Origin of the sequence: Kribbella sp. NPDC006257, assembly GCF_040613535.1 — a bacterium.
In the GTDB taxonomy this organism is placed as follows: Bacteria; Actinomycetota; Actinomycetes; order Propionibacteriales; family Kribbellaceae; genus Kribbella.
In genome coordinates, this window is the sequence record NZ_JBEXSJ010000022.1 from 69068 (window position 1) to 85612 (window position 16545).

The following is a 16545-nucleotide window of genomic DNA, read 5'->3' on the forward strand; positions in this document are numbered from 1 at the left end:
TGACTCCTTGGGAACAGTGGATGGCTGGTCCACTGTGGAGTCCCTGGAGATACAGCGACAACGGCGATGTGCTCAACGCCTGTTCAGCACGGCTGAAGATCCGCGTGAGTGCCGGTCCGGCATTCAGCGGGGGTCAAGGATTGTTTCGCAGGTCCGCATTACCCGGTCGGTCTGCGGACCTCCTCGGCGGCGGGCCAGTCGAGGATGACCGGGCCGTGGGCCTCGGCGAGCCGGACGAACTCGCGGATGAGCTCGGTCTCGCGGTCGGCGCGCCAGATCAGCGCGGACGCGACGGGCGGCCCGTTCTCGATCGGCGTGTAGGCGATCCCAGGATGCTGGTTGTACTGCGCGAACTGCGCGAGGATCACCCCGATGCCCTGGCCGGCCATGACCAACGCAACCCCCGCCTGCAAGCTCTCGACGAGATGCGTGCGCTCGATCGGCCGTCCCGACGGCGTTCGGCGCGGCATGAAGTAGTCGATCCAGTACGACTCCGGGTCACCTGCGGCGACGACGACCGGGTTGTCGGCGAGATCCTCCAGCGTTGCGTGACCCCGGAGCGCGATCGGATGCCCTTCGGGGACGGCCATCAGCAGACACTCGCGCAGGACCACCGGGCCGACGACGACTCCGTCCTCACGGACCGGCAGCGGTACGGCGAGGATGTCGGCTCGGTCCTCCCGCAGCGGCCGCAGGTGATCGCCGACCTCCGCCTCGAGCACCAGACGCACGGTGGAGCCGGACCGGCGCGCTTCGAACTGTCGCGCGAGCTCGACCAGGTGCCGCCCGTTCGCCGTACCGAGGAAGCCCAGTCGCAGCTCGCCGTCGATCCCCTTGGCCGCCTGGATGGTTCGCTGGACGATCTGCTCGACGGCCTGGTGGGCAGGGGCGAGCTCCCGCTGGAACTGCCGGCCCAGGTCGGTGAGCGTCACGCCGCGGGTGTTCCGCTCGAACAGGGCGGCGCCGATCCGGCGCTCGATCTTCTGGACGAGCTGGGTGACGCGGGCCGGCGAGATCCGGAGACGCTTGGCGGTGCGGCCGAAATGCAGCTCTTCGCACAGGACGAGGAACGTCTCGATCTCCTGACGCTCCACAGCACCCCTCATCTTTTGGTGTTCAACCACGGCGAACAATCGCTCAGCCTGCCTGAACACCGAGTATGAGCGATCACCGGATCAACCGTCGAGTAGCTCGGCGAAGACCTTGGAAGTGATCAGGAATCGAGAAGCAGGGGTGGTAGGACCGCGGATAGCGTGATGGGTGTTGAGAGTTACTACCTGAAGGAGTTTGTGATGAGCGGGACCGAAGGAATCAAGACGGTGTTGCATCCGGTGGCGGATCTGGAGAAGGCCAAGGCGGTTTACACCGCGTTGCTGGGGGCCGAGCCGACGGCGGATTCGGAGTACTACGTGGGGTACGACGTCGAGGGGCAGCACATCGGCCTGGTGCCCGGGAGCAGCGAGGCGGGGCCGGTGTCGTACTGGCATGTCGCCGACATCGAGGCCAAGCTGGCCGAGGTGACCGCGGCGGGCGGGACGGTCAAGGAAGCGCCGAAGAAGGTCGGCGGGACACGACAGGTGGCGACTTTCACCGATCCGGACGGGAATGTCCTCGGCTTGCTGCAGGATTAGGATCGCCGGGCCGCACCACAGATGGGGAGACGATGAGTAAGTCGCATGTTGCCGACAGCCACGATCTGATTCGCGTGCACGGGGCGCGGGTGAACAATCTGAAGGACGTCAGCATCGAGATCCCGAAGCGCCGGCTGACGGTGTTCACCGGGGTCTCGGGCTCGGGCAAGAGCTCGCTGGTCTTCAGCACGATCGCGGCCGAGTCGCAGCGGATGATCAACGAGACGTACAGCACCTTCGTGCAGGGGTTCATGCCGACCCTGGCCCGGCCCGACGTCGACGTCCTCGAAGGTCTGACCACCGCGATCATCGTCGACCAGGAGCGGATGGGGGCCGACCCGCGCTCGACGGTCGGTACGGCGACGGACGCGAACGCGATGCTGCGGATCCTGTTCAGCCGGCTCGGCAAGCCGCACATCGGTTCGCCGCAGGCGTTCTCGTTCAACGTCGCCTCGATCTCGGGCGCCGGCGCGGTCACCATCGAGAGCGGCGGCCGGACCACCAAGGAGCGGCGGAGCTTCAGCATCCTCGGCGGGATGTGCTCGCGCTGTGAGGGCCGCGGCGCGGTCAACGACATCGACCTCACCCAGCTGTACGACGAGACGTTGTCGCTCAGCGACGGCGCGCTGAAGATCCCGGGCTACAGCATGGACGGCTGGTACGGCCGGATCTTCGGCGGTTCCGGGTTCTTCCCGATGGACAAGCCGATCAAGAAGTTCACCAAGCGGCAGCTCGACGACCTGCTCTACAAGCCGCCGACGAAGATCAAGGTCGACGGCATCAACCTCACCTACGAGGGCCTGGTGCCGAGGCTTCAGAAGTCGATGCTCTCCAAGGACGTCGACTCGCTGCAGCCGCACATCCGCGCCTTCGTGGAGCGGGCCGTCACCTTCACCACCTGCCCGGAGTGCAACGGCACCCGGCTCAGCGCGGAAGCGCGATCGTCGAAGATCAACGGGCTCAACATCGCCGATCTGTGCGCGATGCAGATCAGCGACCTGGCCGAGTGGGTCCGGAAGTTGAAGGAGCCGTCGGTGGCGCCCTTGCTCGAGGCACTCGGCGAGGCGCTCGACTCGTTCGTCGACATCGGGCTCGGCTATCTGAGCCTCGAGCGGCCGGCCGGCACGCTGTCGGGTGGTGAAGCCCAGCGGACCAAGATGATCCGGCACCTCGGATCGTCGCTCACCGACGTCACGTATGTGTTCGACGAGCCCACGATCGGGCTGCATCCGCACGACATCCAGCGGATGAACGAGTTGCTGCTCCGCCTGCGCGACAAGGGCAACACGGTGCTGGTGGTGGAGCACAAGCCGGAGACGATCGCGATCGGCGACCACGTCGTCGACCTCGGACCCGAAGCCGGTAGCAAAGGCGGGGAGGTTGTCTACGAGGGCTCCTTCGCGGGGCTGCGGAAGAGCAACACCATCACCGGGCGGCATCTGGACGACCGGGCCGCTCTGAAGGACAAGGTTCGTACGGCGTCCGGCGTACTGGAAGTCCGCGGCGCGAACACGCACAACCTGCAGGACGTCGACGTCGACATTCCGTTGGGGATCCTGACCGTCGTCACCGGTGTTGCCGGGTCGGGGAAGAGCTCGCTGATCCGCGGCTCGGTGTCTGGGCGCGACGGGGTGGTGTCGGTCGACCAGGGTGCGATTCGCGGCTCGCGGCGGAGCAACCCGGCGACGTACACGGGGCTTCTGGAGCCGATCCGGAAGGCGTTCGCGAAGGAGAACGGCGTGAAGCCGGCGCTGTTCAGCGCCAACTCCGAGGGTGCCTGCCCGAACTGCAACGGTGCCGGGGTGATCTACACCGATCTCGGGATCATGGCCGGTGTGGCGGCTCCTTGCGAGGTGTGCGAGGGCAAGCGGTTCCAGGCATCGGTGCTGGAGTACAAGTTCGGCGGCAAGAACATCCACGAGGTGCTGACGATGCCGGTCGCCGAGGCGGAGATGTTCTTCGAGGACGGCGAGGCGAAGCTGCCGGCGGCGCACAAGATCCTCGACCGGCTTGCCGATGTCGGGCTCGGTTACCTGACGCTCGGGCAGCCGCTGACCACGTTGTCCGGTGGTGAGCGGCAGCGGATCAAGCTGGCCACGCACCTGGGCGAGAAGGGTGGCGTCTACATCCTCGACGAGCCGACGACCGGTCTGCACCTGGCCGACGTCGAGAACCTGCTCGGCCTGCTCGACCGGCTGGTCGACTCCGGCAAGTCGGTGATCGTCATCGAGCACCACCAGGCAGTGATGGCGCACGCCGACTGGATCATCGACCTGGGTCCCGGCGCCGGTCACGATGGCGGCCGCATCGTGTTCGAAGGCACCCCGGCGGACCTGGTCGCCGACGGCACCACGCTCACCGGCGAACACCTGGCGAAGTACCTCACCCGCTAAAGGGATGATGAGTGAGGAGTTCTACTCGCACGCGAGGCTGTACGACCTGATGTTTCCGGGCGGCGGGCCGGCGGTCGACTTCTACCGGGCCGAGGCCGACCGGCAAGGTGGAAGTGTCTTGGAGCTCGGGTGCGGTACCGGGCACAAGCTGATCCCGATCGCGGCCGACGGGCATCCGTGCGTCGGCGTGGACTTCTCGTCGGAGATGCTGGTTGAAGCTCGGCGTAAGGCGGACGAGCGTGGTGTCGCGGTGGAGTGGTCGCAGGGCGACATGCGGGACTTCGATCTGGGTCGCATCTTCGACTTCGTGTTCATCACCGCCAACTCCCTGCTGCATCTGCAGGAGACTGAGGACCTGGTGAGCTGCTTCCGGTCGGTTCGCAGACACCTCGCCCCTGGCGGCCGGTTCGTCTTCGACGTCTTCAACCCGAGCGTGCGTCTCCTTGCCGAAGCCGACGGCGTACGGCGTACCAGGGAATCGTTGTCGTTCACCGACCCTGACCGTGGCAACGTCAGCGTCGATGTCGCCGAGATCTATGACGCGTCCGCCCAGGTCACCCGCGGGACCTGGTACTTCTCGACCGACTCCGAGCCCGACTTCGTCGCCGCACCGCTCGCGATCAGAAGCATCTTCCCGCAGGAGCTGCCGCTGCTCGTCTCACTCGGCGGCCTCCGGCTCGTCGAGCGCTTCGGCGACTGGTCCGGCCGGCCCTTTGCCGGGGATGCCTCGCTCCAACTCTGCATCTGCGAATCCGCGGAGGATCACGGACGGTAAGAGTTTGACGGGGTGGGCAGGGGCTGCGTACCTCGATAACTCTCATCCCTGGGGTGAGGTGGGTGAGCGTTCAATGTCATGCGGTGGGCGATAGTCACGGTGGGCGACCGGTGGGATTCTAGAGGGGACGCCGGGGGGTATGTCGGGGGGAAACCGATCGCGTGGGGGCGCGGGATCGGTGGACAGGGGATCGACAAACTGGGCGTCCGGAGAGCGGTCGTGGGTGATGTAGTCCGTACGAGGTCCTGGGAGGGCGCCTCGGACGGCAGAGAGACGAATCCAGTAGAACGGGCTCAATCTGGTGGTGAGCCCGATAGGTGGAAAGAGTCCCGCATCACCCGCGACCGCCGTTCTCCGTGGACCCGCGATCCGCATGCGGTAACCCTCGATCGGTGAGAGAGTCGACGGGTGGAGGCCCCCGTCGAGATCGCCTGTGACGAGTCCGGGTATGAGGGGGAGAAGCTGATCGGTGGCGTGACGGATGTGTTCGCGCACGCTGCTGTCCGGCTCGACGAGGAGAGCGCGGCTCGCTGTATCAAGGAGTTGCGGGAGCGGATCAGGTCGCCTGCCACGGAGTACAAGGCCAATCATGTACTGCGGTCCAAGCATCGCCCGGTGCTCATCTGGTTGCTCGGACCGTCAGGCCCGTTGCTCGGCCAGGCCCACGTGCAGCTGGTCGACAAGACCTTCTTCCTGATCTCGCGACTAGTCGGGCAAAGAGAGACCGCCAACACCCTGTACGCCGCCGGCGCCAGCGCCGGAGGACCTGAGTGGGACGCCTTCCTCGCCGCCGCCAACACCCTCCTCCGCACCAAAGAAGCCGTCGCCCCGATCGAGTCGTTCGACCAGGCTGTCGCAAATCTGAACCTCGACGGCCTCGAGACCCTCAGACCCCCGTACGCCGACCAGGCGCGCGCCGCCTTGCTCGAGGATCCGCTCCCACCCCTGGACCCGTTGCTCCCCGCCATCATCCGCGCGACCCAGCTCTGGGGCGACGGCCGGGTCCTCATCTCCCACGATCGCCAGACCACCCTGTCACCGGACCGGATCGCCCAGCTCAAGCAACTCAGCAACCTGGAAGAGCTCGAACTCGTCGACTCCTTCTCCCACCCGCGCGTCCAGGTCGCCGACTTCCTCGCCGGCGTCGCCCGCAAGATCGCCTCGGACCAGCTCAAGGGCACCGACGACGCCGAACTCACCACCCTGCTCCGCCCGTACGTCGACCCGCTCTCCACCTGGTCCGACCACGAGAGCCGCAGCCGTCTCACCCCCTGAGGCCAGATACTTGGCAACGGAACATGACCTAGGCATAGTTCAGACTGGAGCTGAAGGGGGTCCGCGACCGTGGATGCAGACAAACCGGCTCCGCTGCGGGTGGATGCCGAGACTGCCATCATCCTGCGCGAGGCTTATCACAAGATCGAGGCGCTCTACCGGGGCGACCACTACAACCTCTACAACTATGTCCGCGCGGTGGCCGGCAAGATCGCCCGCGTGGACACCTTCTATGTCGGGTTCCTGCAGGGCACCAGCCGGGTGCGGTATCCGTACGGCTACGACTCGGGCAAGTACGAGGAGCCGGACACCCACAACTTCGGGCCGAGCGGTCAGACCGCCTGGCTGCTCAGGCATCGCCAGACCTACCGCTACGCCTACGACAACGGCGTCGTCCTGCAGGCCGGCCATATGTTCGGGGACTCGAAACGGTCGTCGGCCGATGTGGTAACGGTGCCACTCTTCCGGCCGGCTCCGACCGGCGACGGCCAGTTGTTCGGCATGATCTCGATCCACAGCTACGAGCCGGACGTCTACGACGACAACGTCGTCCGCGCGTTCGAATGGCTCTGTGGAGTGGTGGCCCGGGTGCTGACCCGCGAGGTCGAGGACCGCGACGCCCTTCGCCGGTTGCCCGCGGGCGACGACGCACCGAACCTGCTCACCAGCGATCACGTCGTGGAGTACCTGGCGCACCGGATCGGGTCGTTACGGGAGATCGCGGGCGAGGCGATGGCGCAACCGGAGGCCGCGGGCCCTGTCGTGCAGGAGTATCTGACCCGGCTGGTCCAGTCCGCCGAGCAGATCCAGTCCGAGCTGGTCGAGATGATGCTCGAGACGGATCTGGGGCCTGAGCAACGGTATGCCAATCTCACCAAGGCCCAGCAGGGGGTTGCGGTGCTGCTGGTCGAGGGGCTGGACAACGATCAGCTGGCCGCGGAGCTCGGGATCAGCCTGAACACGGTGAAGACCCACCTCAGCGCGATCCTGAAGAAGTACCAGATGACGACCCGCGCCCAGGTCGCCGACGACATCCGCAAATACCTGGCCCGCTAGCCAGTACGCCATACGCGACAGCCCGTACGCCGTACGCGACCCGCCTGACCCGGTACGCCGTGGCTCTCAGACTCCGAGTTGCTCCCGCAGCCAAGGCTCTGCGACCGGGAGGATCTTGTCGGCGTGCATGGCCTGCATGTGATCCAGCCCTGGGAGCAGGTGAACCGCCCAGCCGAGCTCCTGGAGCCTCGACCGGTTCCTCTCGACGGCCCCGCCGATGCTGACGTAGGCGTTGCGCCAGCGGTCGCCGTACTGGATGTTGTCGGAACTGCCCACGATGCACAGTCGTGGGCACCGGACGTCGGCAGTGTGATCGTCGAAGTAGCGCAGGTTCTGATAGAGAGTGACGAACTGCTGCGTCTGTTCCTTGCTCATGGCAACCTCTGTCGAATCCCAGTCGCCAGGCTCGACCGGCGTCTCCGAGGCCGGGATGCCTGCCATCTCGTGCGTCGCTTCGGTGACCTGGAGCATCGCCTCGTACGGACCGTCCAAAGGTGGGAAACCACCCATCACCAACGCGGTCAGCCGATCCGTGCGGATAGCCAGCTGAAGGCCGGCGAGGCCGAGCCAGCTGTAACCGTAGTACGCAAAGGTCTGTACTCCGGCGGCGTCGGCGATGGCGAGGAAGTCGGCGGCCAGGTTGTCCGGGGTGAGGGTGGTCGGCTTCGGGTATGCCTGGAGCTGCGCCTCATAGTCGAAGGCAACAACCCGGAAGTGCTCGCCGAACCCCTTGGTCAGTGAGTGACCCAGCGCTGGATCGGCGCCCCAGGCCCGGAGTTGGTCGGTCGCCGGTCCTTCGACGGCGGGCGCGGGGTCGACCGGCAGCAGCAGCGCGGGTGCGCCGGCCGGTCCGTGCACCTCGAAGTCGATGCTGGTGCCGTCATGCAGGATCGCCGCCACGACCTACTCCTTACGTGTTGCCGAGGGAGAGATGCGTGGTGACACGGTAGCGGTCGGCTCGGTAGGCGGCTCGGGTGTACTCGAAGAGGCGGCCGTGCTGGTCGCGGGTCAGTCGTTCGAGGATGAGGAGCGGAGAGCCTGCCGGTATCTCGAGGAGGCCGGCTTCGGTGCTGTCCGCTGCGGCAGCCTCGTGGATCTGTTCGGCGTCCGTGGGGAACACGTCGTACCGGTCTCTGAGTAGGGCATAGAAGGAGTTGCTCTCGACGGCCCTCATCTCCAGGCCGTGGATGAGCTCGTCCAGGACGTGGATGGTCTCGACGGCGATCGGTTCGCCGTCGACGAGGCGACGGCGCGCGATCCGTAGTACGGGGGTCCCGGTCTCGATGCGCAGCCGGCTGCCGATCGCGGTATCGGCCGGAATCACAGCGTGGTTCAGGACCTGACTGGTCCAGGTGCCGGCCGCCGGCGGATAAGCGGCACCCTGGCTGGCCTGGCCGCCGGCGATCCGCTGGTCGACCTTCGGCGCACCGACGAACATGCCCCGGCCGTGCTCGCGGGTCAGCCAGCCGTCCCGGACCAGTTCGTCGACGACCGCGCGCAGGGTCGGCCGGGAGATCCCGAGCTCGGCGGCGAGTTGCCGCTCCGACGGGATCGCCTGGCCGACCGCGCGGGCCTCGATCAACCCGATCAGGTGCTCCCGGGCGCGATCGCGCTTCCGCAGACTGACTGTCAACCGCGCTCCAACCCTTTAGCCGTAGACGCGAACGTAGTCGATCAGCATCTTCGCCGGGAACCGGGTCGAGGAGTTCGGCGGACCGGGCCAGACGCCGCCGACAGCGAGGTTGAGCAGGAGGTAGAAGGGGTGGTCGAAGACCCACTTCTTGCCCGCGGGGATGTTGGCCGGGGTGATCCGGAGGAACTGCCGGCCGTCGACCAGCCACTTGACCTCGTTCGGTGCCCAGTCCACCCGGTAGGTGTGGAACGCGTCGGCCCACTTCTGGCCGGCCGGCGCCGAGGTCTGGCCACCGGGACCTTCGTCGCCGCTGTAGCCCGGACCGTGCAGGGTGCCGTAGAGGGTGCTCGGCTCGTTGCCGACGACCTCCATGATGTCGACCTCGCCGTTGCCCGGCCAGTCGACGTCGTCGATGTTGTTGCCCATCATCCAGAACGCCGGCCACAACCCCTGGCCGCCCGGAATCTTGATCCGCGCCTCGAACCGGCCGTACGCCTGGTCGAACTTGTCCTTCGTGGTGATCCGGCCGGAGGTGATGTCACAGGTGCCGAACTGGCAGTTCTCCATCCCGGGCAGCTTCTCCTTGCGAGCGCTGATCACCAGGTTGCCGGCACCGTCGGTCGAGACGTTCTCCTTGCGGTTGGTGTAGTACTGCCACTCCTCGTTGCCCCAGTTCGGCTCGCCGCCGAGGTCGTAGTTCCATTTGCCCGCGCTGGGCTTGGTGCCGGTCGGGTCGTTGAACTCGTCCTGCCACGTGATGGCCAGGGCGGTGCGTTCGGGCTTCTCGTAGCCGTTGGCGGTCAGTGCCGATGAGGTGATGGCGGCAGCGATCAGGACGGCCGTCAAGCGGATTCGTCGCATCACAATCTCCAGTGGCTCGCGGGGCGGGTTGCCGACGACGATGACACACTGGACAAGAAGTGGTCAATTATAAGGGTTACTTGAGGGGTTGAAGAAAGTCGCTCGAGGCGTGAAGGTTAGTTTTTATGAATTATTCCTCCGCCCAAGGAGTGTGCACGTGACGTCCGAGCATCCGTCCCGCAGGACCTTTCTGGCGACCACTGGTGGGTTGCTGGCCGGATTCACCCTCAGTACGACGCTGCCCGCCGAGGCCTCGGCCAAGGTCGAGGCTGCGGCCACTGACCTGGCGTTGTACCGGCCGGTGACCGCTTCCTCGACCGCGTATGCCGCGACGCCGCCGCAGTTCGTGGTCGACAACCTGCCGGTGCCCGGCGTGCGGGGATCCGGCTGGCGCGCCGGGAGTACCGATCCGCAGTGGATCACCGTCGACCTGCAGGCCAAGTGCCGGGTCGACGGGCTCAGGCTGACCTTCGAAGCGAAGGCCACCGACCCGGCGTTCGACTTCTCCGGCGGCAACCCGTACGGCCAAACGGTCGGCACCGAGGTTCTCTCCAGCTCCCCGCTCAACTTCCGCGTCGACGCGTCCATCGACGGTACGACGTGGCGCACGGTTCACCAGGCGACCAACAGCCCGGGCGGCGTGGTCGACATCGCGCTCCCGACTCCCACGACCGCCAGGTACGTCCGCCTGACCGCCACGAAACAGGCCAACGCCAACGCCCTCGGCCTGAACGGCTTCCAGGTCTTCGGTGCCAGCAGCGGCAGCCGTCCGCCCGCGACCGGCTGGACCTCGTGGGGCACCCACCACACCACGCCGCCCACCCTCGAACTGGCATCCGATGGCACGGTCCCGGTCGAAGACGGCTGGACCCTCACCCTCGACGACTTCGCCGGTACGCCGGATGGCGCGGCTCTGTCCCAACCGGCCACCGATACGTCGGGGTGGCTGCCGGCCACCGTCCCCGGTACGGTGCTCGGATCCCTGGTGGAGCAAGGCCATTTCCCCGACCCGGTCGATGGGATGAACAACCTCGAGATCCCCGAGGCGCTCAGCCGGCACGCCTGGTGGTACCGCCGTGCCTTCGATCTCCCCAAGGGCTTGGACACCAGCCCGGGCCGGCGAATCTGGCTCGAGTTCGACGGCATCAACCACCAGGCTGACGCTTGGGTCAACGGCGTACAGGTTGGAACGCTGAAGCACCCGTTCGCCCGGGCCGCCTTCGACATCACTGATGCCCTGCAGGGGCAAAGCATAAAGGGAGGGAAGGAAGGCGAGGGGGTGGTGGCGCTGCGGGCGACGAACGCGGTGGCGGTGAAGATCACGCCGATGCCGCATCCCGGAAGTGCTGGTGACAAAGGGGATGCGGGGCAGGCGTTCGTCCAGTCCGGCAAGCTCTACCAGGATTCGCCCACGTTGCTCGCGGCCTCCGGGTGGGACTGGATGCCCGCAGTACGGGATCGTGCCGCCGGCATCTGGAACCACGTCCGGCTGAGGTCGACCGGCGAGGCCGTGGTCGGCGACGCCCGGGTGGTCACCAAGGTCCCGAGCATCAACAAGGCAACCGTCGCGATCACGATTCCGGTGAAGAACGTGGCGACGTCCGACCGGACCGTTGTGGTGAAGGCTTCGTTCGACAGCAACGTCTTGGCGAAGACCGTCACGATCGAAGCCGGAGAGACCGCGCAGGTCGCGTTCGATGTGGTGACCGTCGACAACCCGAAGCTCTGGTGGCCGAACGGGTACGGCGCTCCCGATCTGCACCAGCTGACGGCGACGGCGGCGATCGGCGGGAAGACCAGCGACAGCCGTACGACGACCTTCGGGATCCGCGAGTTCGGCTACAGCTACGACATCCCGATCGCGATCGATCCGGCGACGAACAGCGCCACCCAGACGGTCGATTTCGCCAAGCAGACGGCCAAATTCGTCCGGATCCAGTGCGGCCGGCGTGCGACGGGCTGGGGCGATTCGCTCTGGACCCTGTCGGTGAAGGACAAGGCCGCGCCGGACGTCGACCTGGCCCGACCCGGTACGGCGACCGCCTCGTCCGACGACGGCAATCCGGCCTCCAATGCGATCGACGGCAACCCCGGGACGCGGTGGTCCTCGCAGTACAGCGACAACCAGTGGATCCAGGTCGATCTCGGCGAGGCGAAGTCGTTCGACCAGGTCGTGCTCGTCTGGGAGACGGCGTACGCGCTGGACTTCGTCGTACAGGTCTCTGCTGACGGTGATCAATGGACCGATGTGCAGGCGGTCAGCAATGCTCCGGTGCCGTTGAAGATCAGCGTCAACGGGGTGCGGGTGTTCTGCCGCGGCGGCAACTGGGGCTGGGACGAGCTGCTGCGCCGGATGCCGCCGGAGAAGATGCGCGCGGTGATCGGCATGCACCGGGACATGAACTTCACGATGATCCGGAACTGGATCGGATCGAGCACCCGGGAGGAGTTCTTCCAGGCTTGCGACGAGAACGGCATCCTGGTCTGGAACGACTTCTGGGAGGCGGGCGAGTTCTCCGACAACCTGCCCGGGTACGGCGAGATCGCGCGCGACACCATCGTGCGCTACCGGACCCACCCGAGCATCGTGATCTGGTGTGGCGCCAACGAGGAGCACCCGCCGCCGTCGATCCACGCCGCCATCGCGTCGGCGGTCGCCGAGGAGGACGACGAGATCCTCTACCTGCCGGACTCCGCAGCCGGCTTCGTCTCCGGGCATGGTCCTTACTACTGGGTCGATCCGGTCAAGTACTTCGACAAGAACACCTACGACACGTTCAACTTCGGCTTCCACACCGAGATCGGGATGCCGACCATCCCGGTCGTCGAATCGATGCGGAACCTGGTCGGTGCGGACGACCCGGGCTGGCCGATCGGTACGCCGTGGTACCACCACGACTGGTCGACGCACGGCAACCAGCACCCCGAGACCTACCTCGGAGCGATCGACGACCGGCTGGGTTCGTCCGGCGGGCTGGAGGAGTTCACCCGCAAGGCGCAGTTCGTGAACTACGAGAACATGCGGGCGATGTTCGAAGCCTGGAACGCGAATCTCTGGGCGGACGCGTCGGCGCTGCTGCTCTGGATGTCACACCCCGCCTGGCACAGCACGGTCTGGCAGACCTACGACTACGACCTCGACGTCAACGGCACGTACTACGGCGCCCGCAAGGGCTGCGAACCGATCCACGTCCAGGCCAACCAGAACACCTGGAAGGTTGCCGTCGTCAACCACACCAACACCCCGGTGAACGGCACAGTCACCGCCGACCTCTTCGATCTCAATGGAAAACGCCTCGGTACGACGCAGAGCCAACCGCTCGGCGTCACCGCGTCGAACAAGATCGACGGCTTCGCCGTTGCCTTCAGCACCGACCTCCCGGCACTCCACCTGCTCCGCTTGAAGTACACCGATGCCCAAGGCAACCTCCTTTCGGAGAACACCTACTGGCGCTACCGCGAGGCCACGGATGTCCAGCAGATCAACAGCCTCGCGCGAGCGCGCCTGACCATGAAGTCCACCACCACCAAGACCAAACTCACCGCGACCATCCGCAACGACGGCCCCACAGTCGCCGCGATGATCCGCCTCTCCCTCCGCGACTCGAACAACAACCGAGTCCTCCCCACCACCTACTCCGACAACTACTTCTGGCTCCTCCCCGGCGAATCCCGCACCATCACCGCCACCCCCGGCCCCGGAGCCCCAACCCCCACCACCCTCAAACTCCTGGTCGACCCCTACAACCACTGAGCGACCTGACAGGGTGCGCCCGCTGCGGCGCACCCTGTTCGCTTGTCACTTCGGGATCGGGACCTCGTGGCCGGTGGCGTCGTAGGCCTTGACGATGGGGGGGACGAAGCGGGCGGAGGCCGTTGGTTTGGCTCGATCGAGGGCGGGAGTTCGGTGCCGGTAGACGAAGTAGCCGTCGTGGACGGTTGCGTCGCCAGGTGGGTTGCCCACGGTTTTGACCGTGATCCGGGTTGCTCTTGGCGGGAGGGGACCGAAGGAGACGGTTGAGCTAGGGCACTTGGTGCCGCCGTCGTCGGTGCATGCCGCGTCGATCATCCAGTACGGGCTCAGCTTGGGGGGAGCGCCGCCGCCCAGGATCAGGACGGACTTGTGGTCGGGGCGTACCGCTGTGCAGTACGCGATGCGTCCGTCCGGTGCCCGACGGACGGAACTGCTCCCTTGAGCGTCCGTGGTCGACACCACAACCGCCCACCGGGCTGCTGCTTCGAGTGACTGCGCGCTGCCGACCACTCCACATCTCATCTTGCCCTTGCCGGGATCGGGGTTCTCGACGATCAGCGAGGAGGCCGGGGCGGCGGATTCGGGGGCTTGCTGGAAAGCGAAGGTGCCGGCGGTGGCGACGGCGCCGACGGCCGCGACGGTGGCCAGGGCGCCGGTGAGGTGCCGGACGCGGGTACGGCGTCGCCCGATGGTGAGGAGGTGATCGACGTCCGGGACGTAAGGCGTCGGGCGGTCCGTCGCCCGATCCAGGAGTGGTTTGAGATCTTGGGTCATGTCAGCCTCCGAGTGCGGTGAGGTCGTGGATGTCTGACAAGGCGAGCCGGCTGCGGAGCTTGTCGAGCGCGTGTTTCGTCTGGCTCTTGACCGTGCCGGGACGACAGCCGAGTACGTCGGCGGTCTCCTCGACGGAGAGCTGGTCGAAGTACCGGAGTACTACGCATGCCCGCTGCCGGGGTGGCAGTTGCGTGAGGGCGTCGGTGATCACCAATCGGCTCTCGACCTGCCCGACCGGATCCGCTGGATCGGCCTCGGTGCTGAAGTAGCTGTCGCCGCCGACAACCTCGCGGCTCGATCGCAGACGGAGACCGTCAAGGGTGGCCGAGACCACCGCCTTCCTGGCATACCCGCGGATCTCGCCTTTGCGCTGGATCCTCGGCCAGACCCGGTAGAGCCGCAGCAACGCCTCCTGGGTCGCGTCCTCGGCCCGGCGCCAGTCACCACACAACAGGTACGCCGTACGGCAGAGCCGGTCCGCGTGGTGGGTGACGAACTCGACGTACTCGTTCTCCAAGCTGCTCTTCATCCAGCCGCCCCTTCGCCTTGTTGCGCTATGAACGCGACGGTGGCCGGATCGGTTGCATCATTCCTCCGGGTGGTCGGCCGGGTCGGTGAGGGTGATGTCCAGGGCGGAGGCCATCGCGACGGTGACGGCGAGGGTGTCGATCGGCGAGGTGTTGGCGATCTGGGCGCCGGCCAGGCTGGCGATGCCCTTGGTGCCTTCCCAGCGACAGTCGACGAAGACGGCGCCGACGGCCCGGGACTGGGAGAACTCGACGGCGGTGAGGTCGCAGCGGCGGAAGACGGTGCCGGTCAGGTCGGCGGAGACGAAGTCGGCGTTCTGCAGGCGGCAGTCGGTGAACTCGACCTTGGTGAACTTCGCGAACCGGAACGAACTGAAATCGAGCACCGAGTCGCGCACCGCCACATGCTGCAGCGTCATCCCGGGCCCGGCGAATCCGGTGAGGCGGGACGACGTCACCGCGAGGCGGGTCCCGGCGGCGTCGGACCAGCGGGCGTTGGCGAGGTCGCAGTGGTCGAGCACGACGTCGACCAGGTTGAGCTTCTCCAGGTCGGATCCACCGAGGTTGCAGCGGTTCAGCCGGGCGCCGCTGATCTCGACATGCTTCGCGACGAGCTCGCTCAGATCCTGCTCGTCGAGGGTGACGTCGGTCAGCCGGTCCTCGTCCTCCACCCCGTCCGGCCCGACCTCATAGACATCGAGCTGCCCCCGAAGACGAGGCGTGGCGATCCGAACAGCAGGTTTACGAGCAGCCATCAGACCAGACTAGTCATCCACAAGACGGCGCATCAGGAAGCCGACCGCGAAGACGGCCGCGGTGTAGAGGAGTTGGCTGGTCGGGCTGCCCTTGGGGAAGACGCCGCCACTGTCCGAGCTACGGACGGTGGCGACAAGATCACCTCCGGCATCCTTACTTCGCCTTAAGAACGCAGAACTTCGTCTTAAGAACGCAGGAAATGAGCAGCAGCCCCGAGGATCGCGGAGTGCTCCGTGTCGGCCGTCGCGCTCGTGGGGAACGGGAAGACCGACTCGACCACGTCGAACGCCCCCGAAATCGAGCCACCCAGTACTACGCGGCTCGCGCCGAACCGCCTCAGCCAGCCTGCCACCGCCTCGGTCAGTACGCCGAAGCTCTCCAGGAGCACCGTCTTCGCGATCTCGTCCCCGCTGCGGGCGTGCTCGGCGACCTCCTTCACGCCCCAGCCTTCGGGGAGTTCGCCCGAGCGCTCGTCGTACCGGCGGAGGATCGCCCGCGCCGAGATCCAGTCCTCCAACGGCCTGCCCCGGAACTCCGTGCGGTAGAGCTCGCCGCCGGGAGGGACGCTGTCGCCGGTCCGCACGACCCGCCCGTCGTCGAGGAAGCCCGAGCCGATCCCGGTCCCAATGGTGACGCCGACACAGCGGTCCTCGCCGCGGAGTTCGCCGGCGGTCCACTCGCCGACCGAGAACGCCTCAGCGTCGTTCAGGAACACCACGCGCTCGATGCCGAGCGCCTCGCGCAGACTCCGGCCGAGATCCTGCCCGTAGAGCGCGGCGAACTTGTCCAGCTGGTAGTGGGCGATCCCGTTCTCGTAGTCGAACGGCCCCGGCAACGCCACCACCAAGCCATTTGCCAACGGCAACTGCCGGGCGGCAGCGCTCAACGCGTCGACGATCGCGGCGGCCGACCCTTTCGAGTCCAGGTCCGCCCGCTGCACCACCTCGACCGCCCAGTCGTCCGGCCGCACCGAGGCCGCCGTCACGTGACTGCCCCCGACCTCCAGCACCGCCACAACATCCTTCTCAGCCATCCGCCCATCATCCCTGACCGGCCCGTGGCCGGTTGCATGCCTCGGGCAAACTGGTGGCATGGAAGTACGCGCTCGAT

14 protein-coding genes are annotated in these 16545 nt (G+C 66.7%); 6 read left to right on the forward strand and 8 right to left on the reverse strand.

Annotated elements, in window-relative coordinates; all coding sequences use genetic code 11:
* Positions 1 to 158: 158 nt before the first annotated feature.
* A complete protein-coding gene (locus ABZ004_RS25290; RefSeq protein WP_355683364.1) occupies positions 159 to 1094 on the reverse strand; it encodes a LysR family transcriptional regulator in 936 nt (311 codons plus the stop codon).
* A 198-nt stretch (positions 1095 to 1292) separates the two neighbouring features.
* On the opposite strand from ABZ004_RS25290, the gene ABZ004_RS25295 reads away from it, so the two are divergent.
* From ABZ004_RS25295 to ABZ004_RS25315, 5 genes are all read left to right on the forward strand, one after another.
* On the forward strand, positions 1293 to 1631 hold the full coding sequence (locus ABZ004_RS25295) for a VOC family protein (RefSeq protein WP_355683366.1): 339 nt from the start codon (positions 1293 to 1295) through the stop codon (positions 1629 to 1631).
* A gap of 32 nt (positions 1632 to 1663) precedes the next feature.
* Positions 1664 to 4024, forward strand: a complete 2361-nt coding sequence (locus ABZ004_RS25300; protein ID WP_355683367.1) for an excinuclease ABC subunit UvrA — start codon at positions 1664 to 1666, stop codon at positions 4022 to 4024.
* A 7-nt stretch (positions 4025 to 4031) separates the two neighbouring features.
* The gene (locus ABZ004_RS25305; protein ID WP_355683369.1) at positions 4032 to 4799 is read left to right on the forward strand and encodes a class I SAM-dependent methyltransferase; all 768 of its coding nucleotides are present in this window, start codon (positions 4032 to 4034) and stop codon (positions 4797 to 4799) included.
* Positions 4800 to 5207: 408 nt separating this feature from the next.
* Positions 5208 to 6074, forward strand: coding sequence for a DUF3800 domain-containing protein (locus tag ABZ004_RS25310; protein WP_355683371.1), 867 nt, complete (start codon positions 5208 to 5210; stop codon positions 6072 to 6074).
* 69 nt (positions 6075 to 6143) lie between these two features.
* Complete coding sequence (locus ABZ004_RS25315) at positions 6144 to 7130, forward strand: LuxR C-terminal-related transcriptional regulator (protein WP_355683372.1); 987 nt, start codon at positions 6144 to 6146, stop codon at positions 7128 to 7130.
* A 66-nt stretch (positions 7131 to 7196) separates the two neighbouring features.
* Here the strand turns inward: ABZ004_RS25315 and ABZ004_RS25320 are convergent, their stop codons facing one another.
* The 3 genes from ABZ004_RS25320 to ABZ004_RS25330 are packed head-to-tail and all read right to left on the reverse strand — an operon-like array spanning position 7197 to position 9624.
* Positions 7197 to 8030, reverse strand: coding sequence for an alpha/beta hydrolase (locus tag ABZ004_RS25320; RefSeq protein ID WP_355683374.1), 834 nt, complete (start codon positions 8028 to 8030; stop codon positions 7197 to 7199).
* 10 nt (positions 8031 to 8040) lie between these two features.
* Complete coding sequence (locus ABZ004_RS25325; protein WP_355683376.1) at positions 8041 to 8763, reverse strand: GntR family transcriptional regulator; 723 nt, start codon at positions 8761 to 8763, stop codon at positions 8041 to 8043.
* A gap of 15 nt (positions 8764 to 8778) precedes the next feature.
* A complete protein-coding gene (locus ABZ004_RS25330; RefSeq protein WP_355683377.1) occupies positions 8779 to 9624 on the reverse strand; it encodes a glycoside hydrolase family 16 protein in 846 nt (281 codons plus the stop codon).
* 157 nt (positions 9625 to 9781) lie between these two features.
* Here ABZ004_RS25330 and ABZ004_RS25335 point away from each other — a divergent pair, with 157 nt between their 5' ends.
* Positions 9782 to 13378, forward strand: a complete 3597-nt coding sequence (locus ABZ004_RS25335) for a discoidin domain-containing protein (protein WP_355683379.1) — start codon at positions 9782 to 9784, stop codon at positions 13376 to 13378.
* Positions 13379 to 13423: 45 nt separating this feature from the next.
* Here the strand turns inward: ABZ004_RS25335 and ABZ004_RS25340 are convergent, their stop codons facing one another.
* From ABZ004_RS25340 to ABZ004_RS25355, 4 genes are all read right to left on the reverse strand, one after another.
* Positions 13424 to 14152 carry a hypothetical protein gene (locus ABZ004_RS25340; RefSeq protein WP_355683381.1) on the reverse strand — a complete coding sequence of 243 codons (729 nt, stop codon included), beginning with the start codon at positions 14150 to 14152 and terminating at the stop codon, positions 13424 to 13426.
* Between the two features lies 1 nt (position 14153).
* Positions 14154 to 14681 carry a SigE family RNA polymerase sigma factor gene (locus ABZ004_RS25345; protein ID WP_355683383.1) on the reverse strand — a complete coding sequence of 176 codons (528 nt, stop codon included), beginning with the start codon at positions 14679 to 14681 and terminating at the stop codon, positions 14154 to 14156.
* Positions 14682 to 14738: 57 nt separating this feature from the next.
* On the reverse strand, positions 14739 to 15434 hold the full coding sequence (locus ABZ004_RS25350; RefSeq protein WP_355683384.1) for a pentapeptide repeat-containing protein: 696 nt from the start codon (positions 15432 to 15434) through the stop codon (positions 14739 to 14741).
* Between the two features lie 185 nt (positions 15435 to 15619).
* The gene (locus ABZ004_RS25355; protein ID WP_355683386.1) at positions 15620 to 16468 is read right to left on the reverse strand and encodes an ROK family protein; all 849 of its coding nucleotides are present in this window, start codon (positions 16466 to 16468) and stop codon (positions 15620 to 15622) included.
* Positions 16469 to 16545 lie beyond the last annotated feature (77 nt).